13 protein-coding genes, 1 tRNA gene and 3 pseudogenes are annotated in these 12,957 nt (G+C 63.5%); 12 read left to right on the top strand and 5 right to left on the bottom strand.

The window, feature by feature from the left end:
* Window positions 1-84: 84 nt before the first annotated feature.
* From BUB97_RS23395 to BUB97_RS27360, 3 genes and pseudogenes are all read left to right on the top strand, one after another.
* Window positions 85-312: pseudogene (locus BUB97_RS23395) on the top strand (integrase core domain-containing protein); the annotation flags it as partial.
* A gap of 91 nt (window positions 313-403) precedes the next feature.
* Window positions 404-529: pseudogene (locus BUB97_RS27365) on the top strand (PaeR7I family type II restriction endonuclease); the annotation flags it as partial.
* 52 nt (window positions 530-581) lie between these two features.
* Window positions 582-935: a PaeR7I family type II restriction endonuclease gene (locus BUB97_RS27360; protein WP_277614054.1), complete on the top strand. Its 354-nt coding sequence runs from the start codon at window positions 582-584 to the stop codon at window positions 933-935.
* A gap of 28 nt (window positions 936-963) precedes the next feature.
* On the opposite strand, the gene BUB97_RS27355 is transcribed toward BUB97_RS27360, so the two are convergent.
* The 3 genes from BUB97_RS27355 to BUB97_RS27085 all read right to left on the bottom strand — a co-directional run bounded on the left by BUB97_RS27355 (window position 964) and on the right by BUB97_RS27085 (window position 1,757).
* Window positions 964-1,176 carry a site-specific integrase gene (locus tag BUB97_RS27355; protein WP_277614053.1) on the bottom strand — a complete coding sequence of 71 codons (213 nt, stop codon included), beginning with the start codon at window positions 1,174-1,176 and terminating at the stop codon, window positions 964-966.
* The gene (locus BUB97_RS27350) at window positions 1,173-1,544 is read right to left on the bottom strand and encodes a tyrosine-type recombinase/integrase (RefSeq protein ID WP_073139707.1); all 372 of its coding nucleotides are present in this window, start codon (window positions 1,542-1,544) and stop codon (window positions 1,173-1,175) included. The genes BUB97_RS27355 and BUB97_RS27350 overlap by 4 nt, the downstream gene beginning before the upstream one ends.
* 63 nt (window positions 1,545-1,607) lie before the next feature.
* Complete coding sequence (locus BUB97_RS27085) at window positions 1,608-1,757, bottom strand: hypothetical protein (RefSeq protein ID WP_245818432.1); 150 nt, start codon at window positions 1,755-1,757, stop codon at window positions 1,608-1,610.
* Between the two features lie 116 nt (window positions 1,758-1,873).
* Here BUB97_RS27085 and BUB97_RS23375 point away from each other — a divergent pair, with 116 nt between their 5' ends.
* The 6 genes and pseudogenes from BUB97_RS23375 to BUB97_RS23355 all read left to right on the top strand — a co-directional run.
* Window positions 1,874-2,314 carry a helix-turn-helix domain-containing protein gene (locus BUB97_RS23375; RefSeq protein WP_073139704.1) on the top strand — a complete coding sequence of 147 codons (441 nt, stop codon included), beginning with the start codon at window positions 1,874-1,876 and terminating at the stop codon, window positions 2,312-2,314.
* Window positions 2,305-2,421, top strand: a tRNA-OTHER gene (locus BUB97_RS26445). The genes BUB97_RS23375 and BUB97_RS26445 overlap by 10 nt, the downstream gene beginning before the upstream one ends.
* 44 nt (window positions 2,422-2,465) lie before the next feature.
* Entirely contained in the window at window positions 2,466-2,903 is a 438-nt protein-coding gene (locus BUB97_RS23370; RefSeq protein WP_139281444.1) for a hypothetical protein, read from the top strand.
* A 589-nt stretch (window positions 2,904-3,492) separates the two neighbouring features.
* Window positions 3,493-4,935 carry a reverse transcriptase domain-containing protein gene (locus tag BUB97_RS23365; RefSeq protein ID WP_073139698.1) on the top strand — a complete coding sequence of 481 codons (1,443 nt, stop codon included), beginning with the start codon at window positions 3,493-3,495 and terminating at the stop codon, window positions 4,933-4,935.
* A 357-nt stretch (window positions 4,936-5,292) separates the two neighbouring features.
* The gene (locus BUB97_RS23360) at window positions 5,293-5,988 is read left to right on the top strand and encodes a recombinase family protein (RefSeq protein ID WP_073139695.1); all 696 of its coding nucleotides are present in this window, start codon (window positions 5,293-5,295) and stop codon (window positions 5,986-5,988) included.
* Window positions 5,982-6,143: pseudogene (locus BUB97_RS23355) on the top strand (ATP-binding protein); the annotation flags it as partial. The gene BUB97_RS23360 and the pseudogene BUB97_RS23355, both read left to right, overlap by 7 nt.
* 14 nt (window positions 6,144-6,157) lie before the next feature.
* Here the strand turns inward: BUB97_RS23355 and BUB97_RS23350 are convergent.
* Window positions 6,158-6,994: a TauD/TfdA dioxygenase family protein gene (locus BUB97_RS23350; protein WP_073139689.1), complete on the bottom strand. Its 837-nt coding sequence runs from the start codon at window positions 6,992-6,994 to the stop codon at window positions 6,158-6,160.
* Window positions 6,995-7,373: 379 nt separating this feature from the next.
* Here BUB97_RS23350 and BUB97_RS23345 point away from each other — a divergent pair, with 379 nt between their 5' ends.
* The 3 genes from BUB97_RS23345 to BUB97_RS23335 all read left to right on the top strand — a co-directional run bounded on the left by BUB97_RS23345 (window position 7,374) and on the right by BUB97_RS23335 (window position 12,390).
* Complete coding sequence (locus BUB97_RS23345; protein WP_073139686.1) at window positions 7,374-9,200, top strand: LysR substrate-binding domain-containing protein; 1,827 nt, start codon at window positions 7,374-7,376, stop codon at window positions 9,198-9,200.
* Window positions 9,201-9,387: 187 nt separating this feature from the next.
* The gene (locus tag BUB97_RS23340; RefSeq protein ID WP_073139683.1) at window positions 9,388-10,971 is read left to right on the top strand and encodes an ABC transporter substrate-binding protein; all 1,584 of its coding nucleotides are present in this window, start codon (window positions 9,388-9,390) and stop codon (window positions 10,969-10,971) included.
* A 33-nt stretch (window positions 10,972-11,004) separates the two neighbouring features.
* On the top strand, window positions 11,005-12,390 hold the full coding sequence (locus tag BUB97_RS23335) for an amidohydrolase family protein (RefSeq protein ID WP_073139680.1): 1,386 nt from the start codon (window positions 11,005-11,007) through the stop codon (window positions 12,388-12,390).
* Window positions 12,391-12,434: 44 nt separating this feature from the next.
* Here the strand turns inward: BUB97_RS23335 and BUB97_RS23330 are convergent, their stop codons facing one another.
* Window positions 12,435-12,710 carry a hypothetical protein gene (locus BUB97_RS23330; RefSeq protein WP_073139677.1) on the bottom strand — a complete coding sequence of 92 codons (276 nt, stop codon included), beginning with the start codon at window positions 12,708-12,710 and terminating at the stop codon, window positions 12,435-12,437.
* Window positions 12,711-12,957: the final 247 nt, after the last annotated feature.

Raw genomic sequence — 12,957 nt, 5'->3', positions numbered from 1 at the left:
GCTTGACCCGCGGCCACAGCCCGCGGGACATATCCCCGCACGGGTCAGTTCTCGATGAAAACCCCGGGTCAGTTCTCAGCGAAACTCAACAGCAGGGGCTCCTGGCGCGACAACGTCTTCGTCGAGCGGCTCTGGCGCTCGATCAAGTATGAGGAGGTCTACCTGAAGGCCTACGAGACCGTCAGCGAGGCCCGCGCCTCGATCGGCCGCTATCTGACCTTCTACAATGGCCGCAGGCCCCATTCGAGCCTCGACCGGCAGACGCCGGACCACGCATACTTCACCAGGCTCCCGCAGATCGCGGCAGCCTGAACCTGGCAGGGCTCCACTTATCCCAGCACCAGCTACTGTTCAGACAAACTGAGCCACCTCTGTACGCGGCAACGGCCTCTCCGAGGCGAGCATGATGGTGGGACGGCGTGTGCTGACCCTGCCAGGCTTTTTCAGGCCGACGAAGCTCTGGGATCTGCTTATCATCAACCAGGGCCGGCTAGTCGCTGCCATCGAACTGAAATCTCAGGTCGGGCCTTCCTTCGGCAACAACTTCAATAATCGAATCGAGGAAGCGCTCGGGACGAGCCGTGGACTTATGGACGGCCTACCGGGAAGGTGCCTTCGGGCAGGAGGCACCCCGTCCATTCCTCGGCTGGCTAATGCTGGTGGAGGACGCACCGGGTTCACGCTCTCCAGTGCGCGACGCCTCTCCGCACTTCCCACTTTCCCCCGATTTCCAAGGGGCAGGCTATCTCGAGCGCTACAACATTCTCTGCCGTAAGCTTGTCCAGGAACGCCTCTACACCTCGGCCACGCTGCTCGCCTCACCTCGCTCTGCAGCCGAAACGGGCGATTACGTGGAACTTGCGGACCTGACCGGCCTTCGAACCTTCGTCAGCACCTTTGCCGGCCACATAGCGACCGAGGCAGCGCGGGGCTGATGCGTATGCATGCAAGAGCCCAGGCTCATCATACGCGGATGCGCTCAACCTCATCCAGGTTGATGTCCTCGCTGCGGCGATCGTAGAGCTGGGTTGTACGTGTGCTGGAATGGTTCGCCATAGCGCGGGCCCTCTCCAGTGTGCCGCCGTTCTTCAGGTAGGTGGTGGTGCCAGTTTCGCGGAAGGTGTGCTTACCGATCCGGGTCGCAATGCCGGCCGCCCCCGCACGCCGCCTGATCATTGTGTAAGCGTCGCCCTGTCGCATAGCCGCGTGTGTGAGCTGCCCTGTGCCGCGCCCTGAGCCGCTGTCGCGTGCGATCGTTTGGAACAGCGGCCCTTGGGATCATGTGCGAGGCCGCAGCCATCGATGTAGGCGTACAGATACTCTTCAAGAGTGTGGTGGCAGGGCATCGCGTGCTCCTTGACGCCCTTCTCGTGCAGGCGGACCCAGAACCGACGCTTCTCGATGTAGGCGTCCTCTACCTTCATCGCGAGCGCCGCGCCGATGCGCGCCAGACTGTAGATCATTAGTGCAATGAGGGCCCGATCGCGCAGACCGCCCGGCGTGCTGATGTCGATACTGTCGAGGATGGCGCGCCTCCTCAGCATCGAGCACGGGTGTCTTCCCTGCCTTCGTCATGTAGGCCGGGCCGCGCAAGAAAGCGGCCGGGTTTACCGGCACACTTGGTCCACCACGAGCCAGTCGGAGAGGTGCCGCACGGCAGCAAGGGACTGCTTCGCGGTCGGCGCGGAGCGCTCACGGGTCTGGATCTCGATCCAGGTAGCGACGTGCAGGGGCTGCACGGCGGCGATAGACGGCACGCCGCCGGGCCGCAAACGGGCCTTTCTAAGCCTCTGAGCCCGAAAAACCGTCATTTTTGTCAATATAGAAACAGAAATACTAGGCCCTACGAATTTTTTCGGCCAAAACCCCCGCCATGGATCACCCGATCACCTTCGACACAGCCGAAGCCTCGCCCCCCCGCATTGCGGACGGGCGGGTGAGGGCTCGGTTCGGCGAGGTGGTGGACCCGGGCTTCCAGGCGGTTCCTGACGTGCTGCTGTTCCACCAAGCGGACCTGGGCCTCACGAGTGAGGAGCTGAATGTGCTGCTGAACGTGACGGCTCATTGGTACGATCCCGAGCGGATGCCCTTTCCGCGTGCCAGCTCAATCGCGCGCCGCATGGGCAGCAGCGAGCGCACGGTGCATCGGCACCTTCAGAGCCTCATCAACAAAGGATTTATCGCGAAGGTTAAGGGGCAAAGCTCGACGGGGACCCCGTCCTATGACCTTGGTCCGCTGCTCTCGAAGCTGCGGCCCTTCGCACAAAAAAGGCTTGCAGCCCGATCAGGACCGCAAGCCTCTGTCGCGGCGTAGCTCAACTGGATAGAGCGTCCGCCATCTGCGTAGTTGAAAGTGTGCGTGCTGCGCACCCGATCCTACGCGGCGGAGAGATGCGGGTTCAAGTCCCGCCGCCGTGCCCACCCTTTGATGCACACCAACGGTGCGCTTCTCGGGCTAAAGCCCATTGAGCTATCGTGGCGGGATGACGGCTCCCAAAGACCAGCCACCCCCGTTCCAGGCCCTCAGCTTAGAGCATCTAAGCAAGCTCAAGCCTCGACCGGGACGCGGCGTAAACCGCATTGAAATCAACAGCGATCCCGTCCGAGTGCGCGGCGAAGAGCTGCACGAGGTTTGGTGGCGCGGGAAGCAGTGGGCGGTCACGGCTTTCGGCATCGAATGCCTGGACGGGACCTACTTCGCTCCGGCAGCCGACTTGGCCAAGGAGTTGCAGCCCTGGCCTCTGCATATGGCGTCGAAAACCTGGGTGGACATAGACGAGTTCACGACTGCCTGGATGGTAGCGTTGCTACTGCACGGTCAAGCCAGCCAGGTTGATCCTGCCGCCGTCCGCGAGATGTTTGGCAAGCTGCGTCCCCGGAACCATGAGGAAGCTGATGACTGACGAATTCGACTGGAATCAGCTCGAACCAGGCGCAAAGGTCGTCAATGAAGCTCGGGAGACGGTCGCTTACCTCAACACGGGCGGCGTCAGCGCGCCAACTGGCCTGACGAGAAGGAGGACCCTTTCCTCGTCATCCCCCTCTACCGCGTGCGCGCCCTCATCGACCGGCTCGATGCACTGATGCTCGAAGCCCATGCGGAGCCTGGCCCCAAAGGGTAGGCAGCCGCGTCATCCGGGAACACGTGGGACTGGCGGAACCGACCGAAAGAATCATGCCGATGCCGTACCGCGACCATTGAAGTTTCGTGAAGGCTCATCCATCATAGAAGCATCCGGGCAACCGGAGTGCTTCGTTATGGAACCCAAGGCAACCCGAAATCTCGATCAGCAGCGTCAGCATCATCGCTCCCTCTGATTGGCACGACGGCCCGATCCCCAGGATCGCGGAAACCGCCACGGCGACATACCGTACAACGTACAAATGCACAGTCAGATGGATGGCGTAAGCCGGAAGTCGTTAACAGCAGTGAGGACGGAGGAACCGGATGTGCCCGGAATGCCTCCGTCCTCTCTCGTTTCTGGGGGGCGTATGGACTGGAAGCTGAATTCCAGCGATCTAAAGCGCTACCCCCATTTTGATAAATATCTTCCCCCAGAAGAAATAGAGCGCATTGTCACAGACCCAAACCGGGTTCGGACAAATGCGTTTTTTCCATTCATAAGATACGAAAAATCTTACCAGCCTTTCCGTCAAAAGGGTGATGCCGAGGAAAAGCCGGAGAAAAAGACCAGGGAGATACGATATGCGTCCAGGAGGGATGCATATATTTTTGCCTACTACAGATTTTTGTTATCCCAGAAATACAACGCAGAGCTAGATAGGCTCGGCATTAGCGACAATGTAATTGCGTATCGGAAAATTTTAGTTAAGGGTTCCCCCGATAAGGGGAAATGCAACATAGATTTCGCCAAGGATGCATTTGACAAAATCCTGGCGCTTGGTGAATGCAGTGCCGTCGTTCTCGATATTAGTAAATATTTTGAAAGCCTGGATCATGAACAGATTCGGGGCCTTTGGTGCCGACTTTTTGGATATGATGATCTGCCGCCGGATCATCACGCCGTTTTCAAAAATATAACCCAATACCGCTTTGTTGAGCGCGACAAAGCTTACGAGCGTCTGGGCTTCATTGGACAAATAAATGATGGAGAGAAAACCACCCGGGGATATTTAAAAGGGTTCAAGGAAATGCCCAATCAGCTTTGCAGCATGGCTGATTTCAGGGCAAAAATAGCCGGGGGTTCCCCGGAATATCATTCTATTATCGAAAAGAACGTAAACGCTTACGGAATACCCCAGGGCGCGCCGATATCGGATATTTTGGCCAATCTTTACTTAATTGACTTCGATGTTCTTATAAAGAATTATGTAGATAGCCGTGGCGGCCTCTACTTGCGTTATTCTGATGATATTATTGTTATACTTCCTGGCGATGAAGGCCCTGGCATAGAAGCACGCGAATTCGTTCGGGAAAAAATCAAAGACTTCGGCGCCCAGCTACAAATCAAGCTTTCTAAATGTGCTTTGGTAAAATTTCAACGCCGTGAGGATGGAAGGTTGTTTTTCACGCACGTTGAAGGCGCGAAAGGCCACAACGGCTTGGAATATTTAGGTTTTAGATTTGATGGCGAGCATGTTTTCCTCAAAGATAGTACAATCTCCGGCCTGTACCGGAAAATAACCAGGTCGCTCCGCAAGGAGGCAATGACTTTCATTAGGAGGTATCCTGGAAAAGACGTCGAATTTATGGTGAAAAACTTCAACGTCGACCAGTTTGTTAAAAGATTCGGTCGTGTTGAAGATTTCGATCACTCATCGGAGTGCGAAGATTGGACATTCTGGACCTATGCCCGCCGTGCGCAAAAAGCGTTTGGAACACGTGGCATCAAGATAATGCATCAACTAAAGCGGCATCGTTCGCTCGTTAAAGAGAGAGCGGTTGAAGAATTCAGAGCCAAGCTCGCGTCATAATGGGACCCGATTGCCAGGCAAAGAGCGCCTGATCTACGGTCCGGCTGCTCAGGAGAGAAATTCGTGGCGGGAGATGTTCGCAAAGAAATTCCTGGGAGTTGGCCGCTACGCAGCTTCCAGACCTGCTCCCGGCGGGCATAGGTAGCGATATCGCGCCCATGCCGGGCGTTGATGGCGTCTATCGCCCGGATCGTGCCCCACGGCGTGGTGTAGGTGCCAGCGGCCTTCTCTATCTTCGCGCGGCCTTCCACCGGCCGCCCAAAGGAGCTCGGCAGTAGCTGCAATCCGTTTTTCACAATCTCTCAAACGGTCCTTTCAGATTGTGAAATCCGGGAGCCCAGGGCAGGATTGGGGCGCATGACCGACCGACCCGCCCTCCAGGGGCCGCGCTTTGTGGCCTACTATCGCGTCTCTACCGACAAGCAGGGGCGCTCTGGCCTTGGGCTGGAGGCCCAGCGCGAGGCCGTCGCCCGGCACGCAGCTGGCTGCGGCGGATCCGTGGTTGCGGCCTTCGAGGAGGTCGAGAGCGGCCGTAAGGGTGACCGCCCCCAGCTCGCCCTCGCCATGGCCGAGTGCCGCCTCCGCCGCTGCACCCTCCTCATCGCCAAGCTCGACCGCTTGGCACGTGACGCCCATTTCCTGCTCGGCTTGGAGAAGGCCGGCGTCGAGTTCATCGCCGCCGACATGCCCTACGCCAACCGCCTCACCATCGGCGTCATGGCCCTCGTCGCCGAGGAAGAAGCTCGCGCCACCTCGGTCCGCACTAAGGCTGCTCTCGCCGCTGCTAAGGCCCGGGGCGTACGGCTCGGCAATCCGCAGCTCCGGCCGGGGAACAGTGCGACGGCGGCCGACGCGCGCGCGGCCTGGTCGGGACAGGCCAATTGGCGAGCGGCGGAGGTGCTGCCCTACGTCGAGGCCGCGAGGAAAGCAGGGGCGACCACCCTCCAGCAACTCGCGGACGCGCTCACCGCCCGCGGCGTGCGCACGCCACGGGGAGGGGAGAGATGGCGGCCTTGGCAGGTAAGGCGGGTGCTGGGCCGGATAGCCAAGTGATCTCGCGCCGCTACGAAAAGGGCGCGATCATCCTCACCTCGAACCTGACCTTCGGCGCCTGGGACCAAGCCTTCGCCGGTGACGCTGTTCTCACGGCCGCCATGCTCGACCGCCTCATGCACCGCGCCACCGTCGTCCAGATCAGCGGCGACAGCGATCAGCGCCGCTCTCACCACAGCAATCCGGTCCGGCGCAGCGTGCGGGCGTGAGACGGGTCAAAATGAGTCCGCGCGTGCTGCAGCGTCCGGTTGTTCCAGAGCACGAGATCGCCCGGCTGCCAGCGGTGGCGATAGACCGCATCCGTGGTCTCGATGCGGCGGCGTACCTCGGCGATGAGTGCGCGCCCTTCCTCCTCCGGCACACCGAGGATGCCGCCCTTCATCTGCGAGCCGGTCACCCAGAGGCAGGTACGGCCGGTCTCCTCATCCTTCATCACCAGAGGATGCACGGCGGACACGCGCGTCTCCTCCGCCATGCTCACATTGTAGCGCTCGGCCGTCTCGGAGTCGTAGTCGCGCCGGTAGTGGCAGGTGATGCGCCCGAGCTTCTCCTTGAGCGCAGTGGGCATCTCGTCATGCACTGCGCTGGTATCGCAGAAGCAGGTGTCGCCGCCCTCCGGCGGAATCTGGATGCCGTAGAGAATGAGGGCATTCAGCGGCTCCTGATAGAAGATCTGGTCCATGTGGAAGCTCATTTCGCCACGGCCGAACACGCCGTCCTCGCGGACGTTGGAGACCGTCTGCTCGTAGATGCTGGCAGGCTTGACCTTGTTGTGCTCGCGCAACTCGATCCTGCCGAAGACCTCACCGAAACGCCCCTGCTCCTCAGGCGTGAGAGCCTGGTTGCGGAACAGCAGAAGCTGGTACTCTCGGAACAGCGCCTGCAGCTGCTGTGCCTCCCGCTCCTGGACCGGCCGGGACAGGTCGATGCCGCGGATCTCCGCGCCGAATGTCGGTGTCAGCGGTCGGACCGAGAGATCCTCGATCAGGTCAATGGCGGTCATCATGATCCTCTCCACGGCGCCAGCGGTTTGCGTCGCCCTCGGCGCTGCCGGCTAAGCTCCTCCACAGGCGCCTTTGCTCGGCGGAGCCTATCCTGTGGCCGCGCTGTGCTAGCCCGGCGCCGGAAGGTTCCGCCGTGGGGCCGGGGCGGGTCCAATAGGATCGGGCCGCGAAGCCATAAGTTCTCCACGCCTACGCATTGCCCCGGCCGGCCGCGTGATGGCATGTCTGTTGCCTGCTCCCGCGGGCATGCCGTGCAGCCAGCAGGGCTCCCCTGGCAAGGGACGCCAGCCCGGATCCTCCCGCGCCGTACGTCGTGCGGACCCATCCTCGGGTCGGGGCAGCAGGCCTCCCGGCCTGCCGGGAGGAGCAGGACGACACCCGATGAGGACGGCCGATACCGAGGAGGCTGCCGTCGAATCCGGCCGCACGCGCCTCGAACTGCGTTACTGGTGGAGTTTCTGCGCGCTGGTCGAGCAACGCTCGCTAGCGGGCGCGGCTCGGCGCACCGGTTTGAGCGAGGCGCAGTTGCTGGGCCATCTCCGCATGATCGAGCGGGAGATCGGCCAGCCGCTCTTTCACCGACGGCCGGGTTTCGCGGCCTCTCCCGCCGCCCTGCATGCGCATGCGCGGCTCCGCCCCTTGCTGGACCGCGCGGCTTTCCTTCTCCGCTTCCTGCGGGTCAGCCCGCCGGCCGCGCCGGATTTCCTGCCGGTGGGCCTGCCGCCCGGCGCCTTTGGCGGTCTGCTGGGGCAGGGCTTTCACCGCTTCGCCGTCGAATGGGCGGAGCGTCATCCGCATCTCTGCCTGCTGCCCGTGGAAGGCGCCGGCGCCGGGCGAGGCTCCAGCTTGCGCTACCTAGCCGGGCCGCCACGGCCCGGGCTGCTGCGCGACCGCTGGGTGCTGCTGCGGCCCGCGGGCACGGCCGATGAGCCCGCGGGCTCGGCTTGGGCTCAAGCACCGGTGATGCTGCCACTGCTGCCCGAGCCCTTGCCGGAACTGGTCGCGGCCCTGGTGGCCCACGAGGGCGGGCGGGTGGTGCGGGTGGACCAGGATATTGGCAGCCTGCTGGCGGAGGCGGCGGAATATCCGGATTTCCGGGTCCTGGTGCCGGCGGGGCTGGTCGATCCCGAATGCCCCGTCGGCGAGCTGGAGCTTCTGCCCTTGCCCCCCGGCCCTGCCGATCCGCTCCTGGCCCTGGACGACGGTGAAGACCCACAACTCGCCGCGTTGCTCCGGGCCCATCTGGCGGCAGCGCTCTCCAGGGCGGAACCCGCCGCGCTGCCGGGCCTGCCGGAGACGCTGTCGCTGAAGCACAGCCGTTCCTTCCTGGCGCTGCATGCGGAGCGCAACATGAGCCGCGCTGCGGCCCGCCTCCACATCGTCCAGCCGGCCCTTACGCTGCAACTGCGCCAGATCGAAGCCCAGGCTGGGCAGCAATTATTCCGGCGCACCTCGCGCGGACTGGAACCAACACCGGAGGGCCACCGGCTGCACGGGCTGCTGCAGCCGCTGGTCGCGGAGCTGCAGGCCGTAGTGGAGGGCATCGGTGCTGAGGCCGGGCCATCCGCCCAGACCCTGCGCATTGGGCTGCTGACCACGCTCGACGACCAGAGCATGGTGACGGAGCGCTTCGCCCTGGCGCTGCAGGCGTGGAGAAGGCGGCACGGACGCATGCATGTGCAGGTTCTGGAGTCCTTTTCAGCCGAACTCATCCGATGGCTGCATCACGGTCGGATCGACATGGCGCTGGTGAACCGCCGCATCGCTGATCCCCTGCTGGAGACGGAGGTGATCGCGGAGGACTGCATGGTTGCCGTGGCCGATGCACGGCGCGGCGTGCTGCCCCCCGGCCCGGTGACGCTGCAGCAGCTCTCGGCCCTGCCGCTCGTCCTCCCCTCCGGCCGACACGCGTTGCGAGCCCTAATCACGCCGCACCTCGCCGCGCGCGGCATCACGGCAGAACCTCGGCTGGAAGTGGATTCCATGTCGATCCTGCTTCGGCTGGTGGCCACCGGCGGCTATGTAACCGTGCTGCCGCTCGGCGCGATCGAGCACGGCAGCGCGCGGCGAGGCCTGTCCCTGCATGAGTTGGTCGAGCCGCGCATAAGCCGGCAGATTTGTCTCGTCCGCCAACGCGGCGCGTCAGTTGCCGCAGCGTCGCGTGACTTGGTCGCCGCCCTCCGCGTGGCCTTCGGCAAGGCGGGCTGAACGGTGTGGCGCAACGTTTTTCGGCAACCAGCCTGCATTTCGAGCACATCGGGCGAGCGGGACGGGAATCTTATGACGTGTCGCCGCGATCTTATTGGCGCCCGCTTCACGGCGCCGCCGAAGCTGCGGCCGCGTTTGCCACCCGCCGCGCGCCTTGATGGCTCCTCCTGCAGGAAAGGAATCGCCGATGCTGGGTCGTCGTCACATTCTCGGAGCCGCCGCGGCGGGCTTGGCGCTGCCCGCCGCGGTGCGCGCGGCCCCCGCCTCCACCCTGCGCTTCACGCCCTCGGTCGATCTCGCCTTCACCGATCCGATCTATGCTACCGCCTATGTCACCCGCAACCACGCACTGATGGTCTATGATACGCTCTATGGCGTGAATAACCGGCTTGAGGCCTCGCCGCAGATGGTGGAAGGCCATCGCATCGAGCAGGATGGCCTCCGCTGGGAGATGAAGCTCCGCAACGGGCTGACATGGCATGACGGCGAGCGCGTGCTGGCGCGCGACTGCGTGGCCAGCATCCGGCGCTGGGCCACGCGTGACGCCATGGGCGATGCGCTGATGCAGGCCAGCGACGAAATCTCTGCCGCCGACGACCGCACCATCGTCTTGCGGCTGAAGCGGCCCTGTCCCTGGATCCCTTATGCACTCGGCAAGGTCGCCACCTCCGTCTGTGCCATGATGCCGGAGCGGCTGGTAACGGACGTCAGTGGATTCAAGCCCGTAACGGAGGTGGTGGGCAGCGGCCCGTTCCGCTTCCTTCAGGATGAGCGTGTCCCCGGGGCACACAACGCCTATGGGCGCTTTGAGCGCTACATGCCCCGCCAGGACGGCGTCGCCGACTGGACCTCCGGTCCCAAGATCGTCCACTATGACCGTGTAATCTGGACCACCATGCCGGATGCCGGGACGGGCGTCGCTGCGCTGCAGGCCGGCGAGCAGGACTGGATAGACACGGCGCCGCATGATTTGCTGCCGGTGTTGAAGCGTCATTCCGGCGTCCGTGTGATGGTGGTGGAACCGCTGGGGTTCACCTGCCTGATGCAGGTGAATCACCTGCACCGTCCGTTCAACAGTCAGGCTATTCGCCGTGCGCTAATGGGAGGCATCGACCAGAAAGCTTCTATGCAGGCTGTGGTGGGCGACAACCCGGAGTACATGTCCACGCCGCTTGGCTTCTTCACCCCGGGTTCGCCTATGGCCAATGATGCAGGTATGGGACGCTTGTCGGACAAGCCCGACATGACGAAGGTGAAGCGCGCGTTGGCGGAAGCGGGCTATGCCGGGGAGAAGGTCGTCTTTCTCGTGCCAGCCGATTCAGCCGCGATCAAGGCGCTTTGCGATGTCGCGGCGGATATGATGCAGCAGATTGGCATCAACCTGGAATATGCCGCCACCGACTTCGGTTCGGTCGTTGCGCGACGCAATAACCGTAAGACGGTCGCTGAGGGCGGATGGAGCGCCCTGGCCGGCAACTGGCACGGAATGGACTGGCTCAACCCCGCCAGCCACAACGCGATCCGCGGCAATCCCGAGAAGGGTTTCTTCGGCTGGCCGACGAGCGAGCGTCGGGAGGCGCTGCGCGCGGAATGGATGGTCACCCATGATCAGGCTGAGCAGAAGCGCATCTGCCGCGACCTGCAGCAGGCCTGCTTCGACGAGGTAGCGTATTTCCCGCTCGGCCAGTACCTACAGCCCTCGGCCATGCGTGCGAGTCTGCAGGGGGTGATGACCGGCACGCCGGTCTTCTGGAACGTGCGACCTGCCTGACCGGGCGCGGCCCCAGCGGAGGAGGAGACACCCTTGGCCCAGGTTATCCATGGCACCACCATCATCACCGCCGATGATGAGAGCCGCGTGCTGTTCGATGCGGCCATCGCCATCGACGGTGGCCGCATCGCCGCCATCGGTCCAGATGCGGAGATCCTGCCCCGCTTCCCACAGGCGGAGCGGATCGACGGCCGCTGGCGCGCCGTCATGCCGGGCTTTGCCAACACCCATACGCATCTGAGCCTGACGATCGCGCGCGGGATTTTCGAGGATCTCTCCCCGCCGCACCGGCCACCCTTCTGCGCCGGCATCTCGCCCATCCCGACGCCGGAGCTGTCGCGCGAGGAAATGGCAGTGATGGTTCAGCTCGGCGCGCTGGAGGCGATCCGCAGCGGCACCACGGCACTGTTGGAGGACGGCAAGGACATCGCGGACTATGCGCCGTGGCTTGCCGCCACCGGGATTCGCCTGCTACTGGCCGAACGCGCCTGGGATCGCGCTGATAGCAATGTCGGCGACCCCGGGCCTTTCCGACCCTCGGAGGCCATTGCCGAGGACAGCCTGGAGCGCATCGAGCGGCTGCACACCGCATGGAACGGGCAGCACGATGGGCGCATCCGCACCGGCATGGCTCCCTGGGCGCCCGACATGTGCACGCCCGGCCTACTGCACCGGCTCCAGGACCAGCGGCAGCGCCTTTCCATCCCCTGCACCATCCACCTCAACCAGGTCTGGGGCGAGATAGCCGCCGTGCAGGCGCATCGTGGCATGCGGCCCACGGAATATCTTGCGGCGGAAGGCTTCCTGCATCCTGGCATGATCGCGGCGCATTGCCGCTGCATGGTGCATGAGGAAGAGCGGCTGCTGGGCCGCGCGCGGGTGAACGTGGCCTTCAATGCCGCCATCGCCGCCCGGCGTGGGTTGAGCCCGCGGATCTCGGTGCTGGAGGCAGAGGGCTGCAACATCGCCATGGGAACCGACAACATGGCGGAGGACATGGTGGAGGTGATGCGCACCGGCCTGTTCATGGAGCGCATCCGCCGCGAGGATGGAAGGACGCCCATGCCGGAGGAGGCGCTGCGCTGGGCGACGCGCAACGGGTATGCGGCCATGGGAGTGCCCGATGGCGGTTGGCTAGCGCTAGGTAACCGTGCAGATCTGGTGCTGATCAGGACCGACCGCGCGCATCTGGTGCCAATGACCCGCCCTCTCTCCAGCTTCGTCCATCAGGGGCAGGCGTCCGACGTGGATTCGGTCATGGTGGACGGCCATTGGATCATGCGGGACGGCGTGGTGAGGACGATGGATGAGCCGACCATTATCCGGGAAGCTGACAGGATCGCGCGGCGCGCCTGGAACCGCCTCTTCACCGAGCGGCCAGAGACGCGGCTGCTGGGGGGCGTCGCCCCGCCGGCCTGAGCCGCAGGTTGCTCCCGACGGAGCGCTGTGCATCGTCACCGTCGTCATGCCAAGGCCGAGGAGTTCACGATGCTACGCTTCGACACTACCAAGCATCGGCGGCCACATAGAAGTGCCAGGATCGCTATCTGCCCGCCTTCCAGCGGGCGAGGCTGGGATTCAAATCGGCGTTGAAGGACCAGCATCTCGGCCGCGGTGCCCGCGCCCATGCCGTGGATCTGCACCAGGTCGGGTGTGAGCTGCTCGAGATCGACGTCGTGGTCCTTAACCTTCACGTTGAGAGGCAGCCCTACATAGGCGAGGAAGGCTTCACCGGTCATGGGCCCGTCGAGCACGGGCATCCAGATCGGTGAGCAATATCTGCCTGTCCGGCGCAGCCACGACCGCGGCTTCCATCTCGTGCAGGTGCCGCATCTGCGCCCAGAGCTTGCCGCTGGGATTGGCCTGGAGCGACCCCATCGCCCAGGAGACCTGGACCAGTCCCCACCAATGACCTCAGGCCGCTGATCCACCTCCCCGATGTTTCCACACAGCCTCGGTGGAAAGCCGACATATGGCGTACGGCCT

Origin of the sequence: Muricoccus roseus (assembly GCF_900141905.1) — a bacterium.
Lineage (GTDB): Bacteria > Pseudomonadota > Alphaproteobacteria > Acetobacterales > Acetobacteraceae > Roseomonas > Roseomonas rosea.
This window is presented reverse-complemented; position numbering and strand designations above follow the sequence as displayed.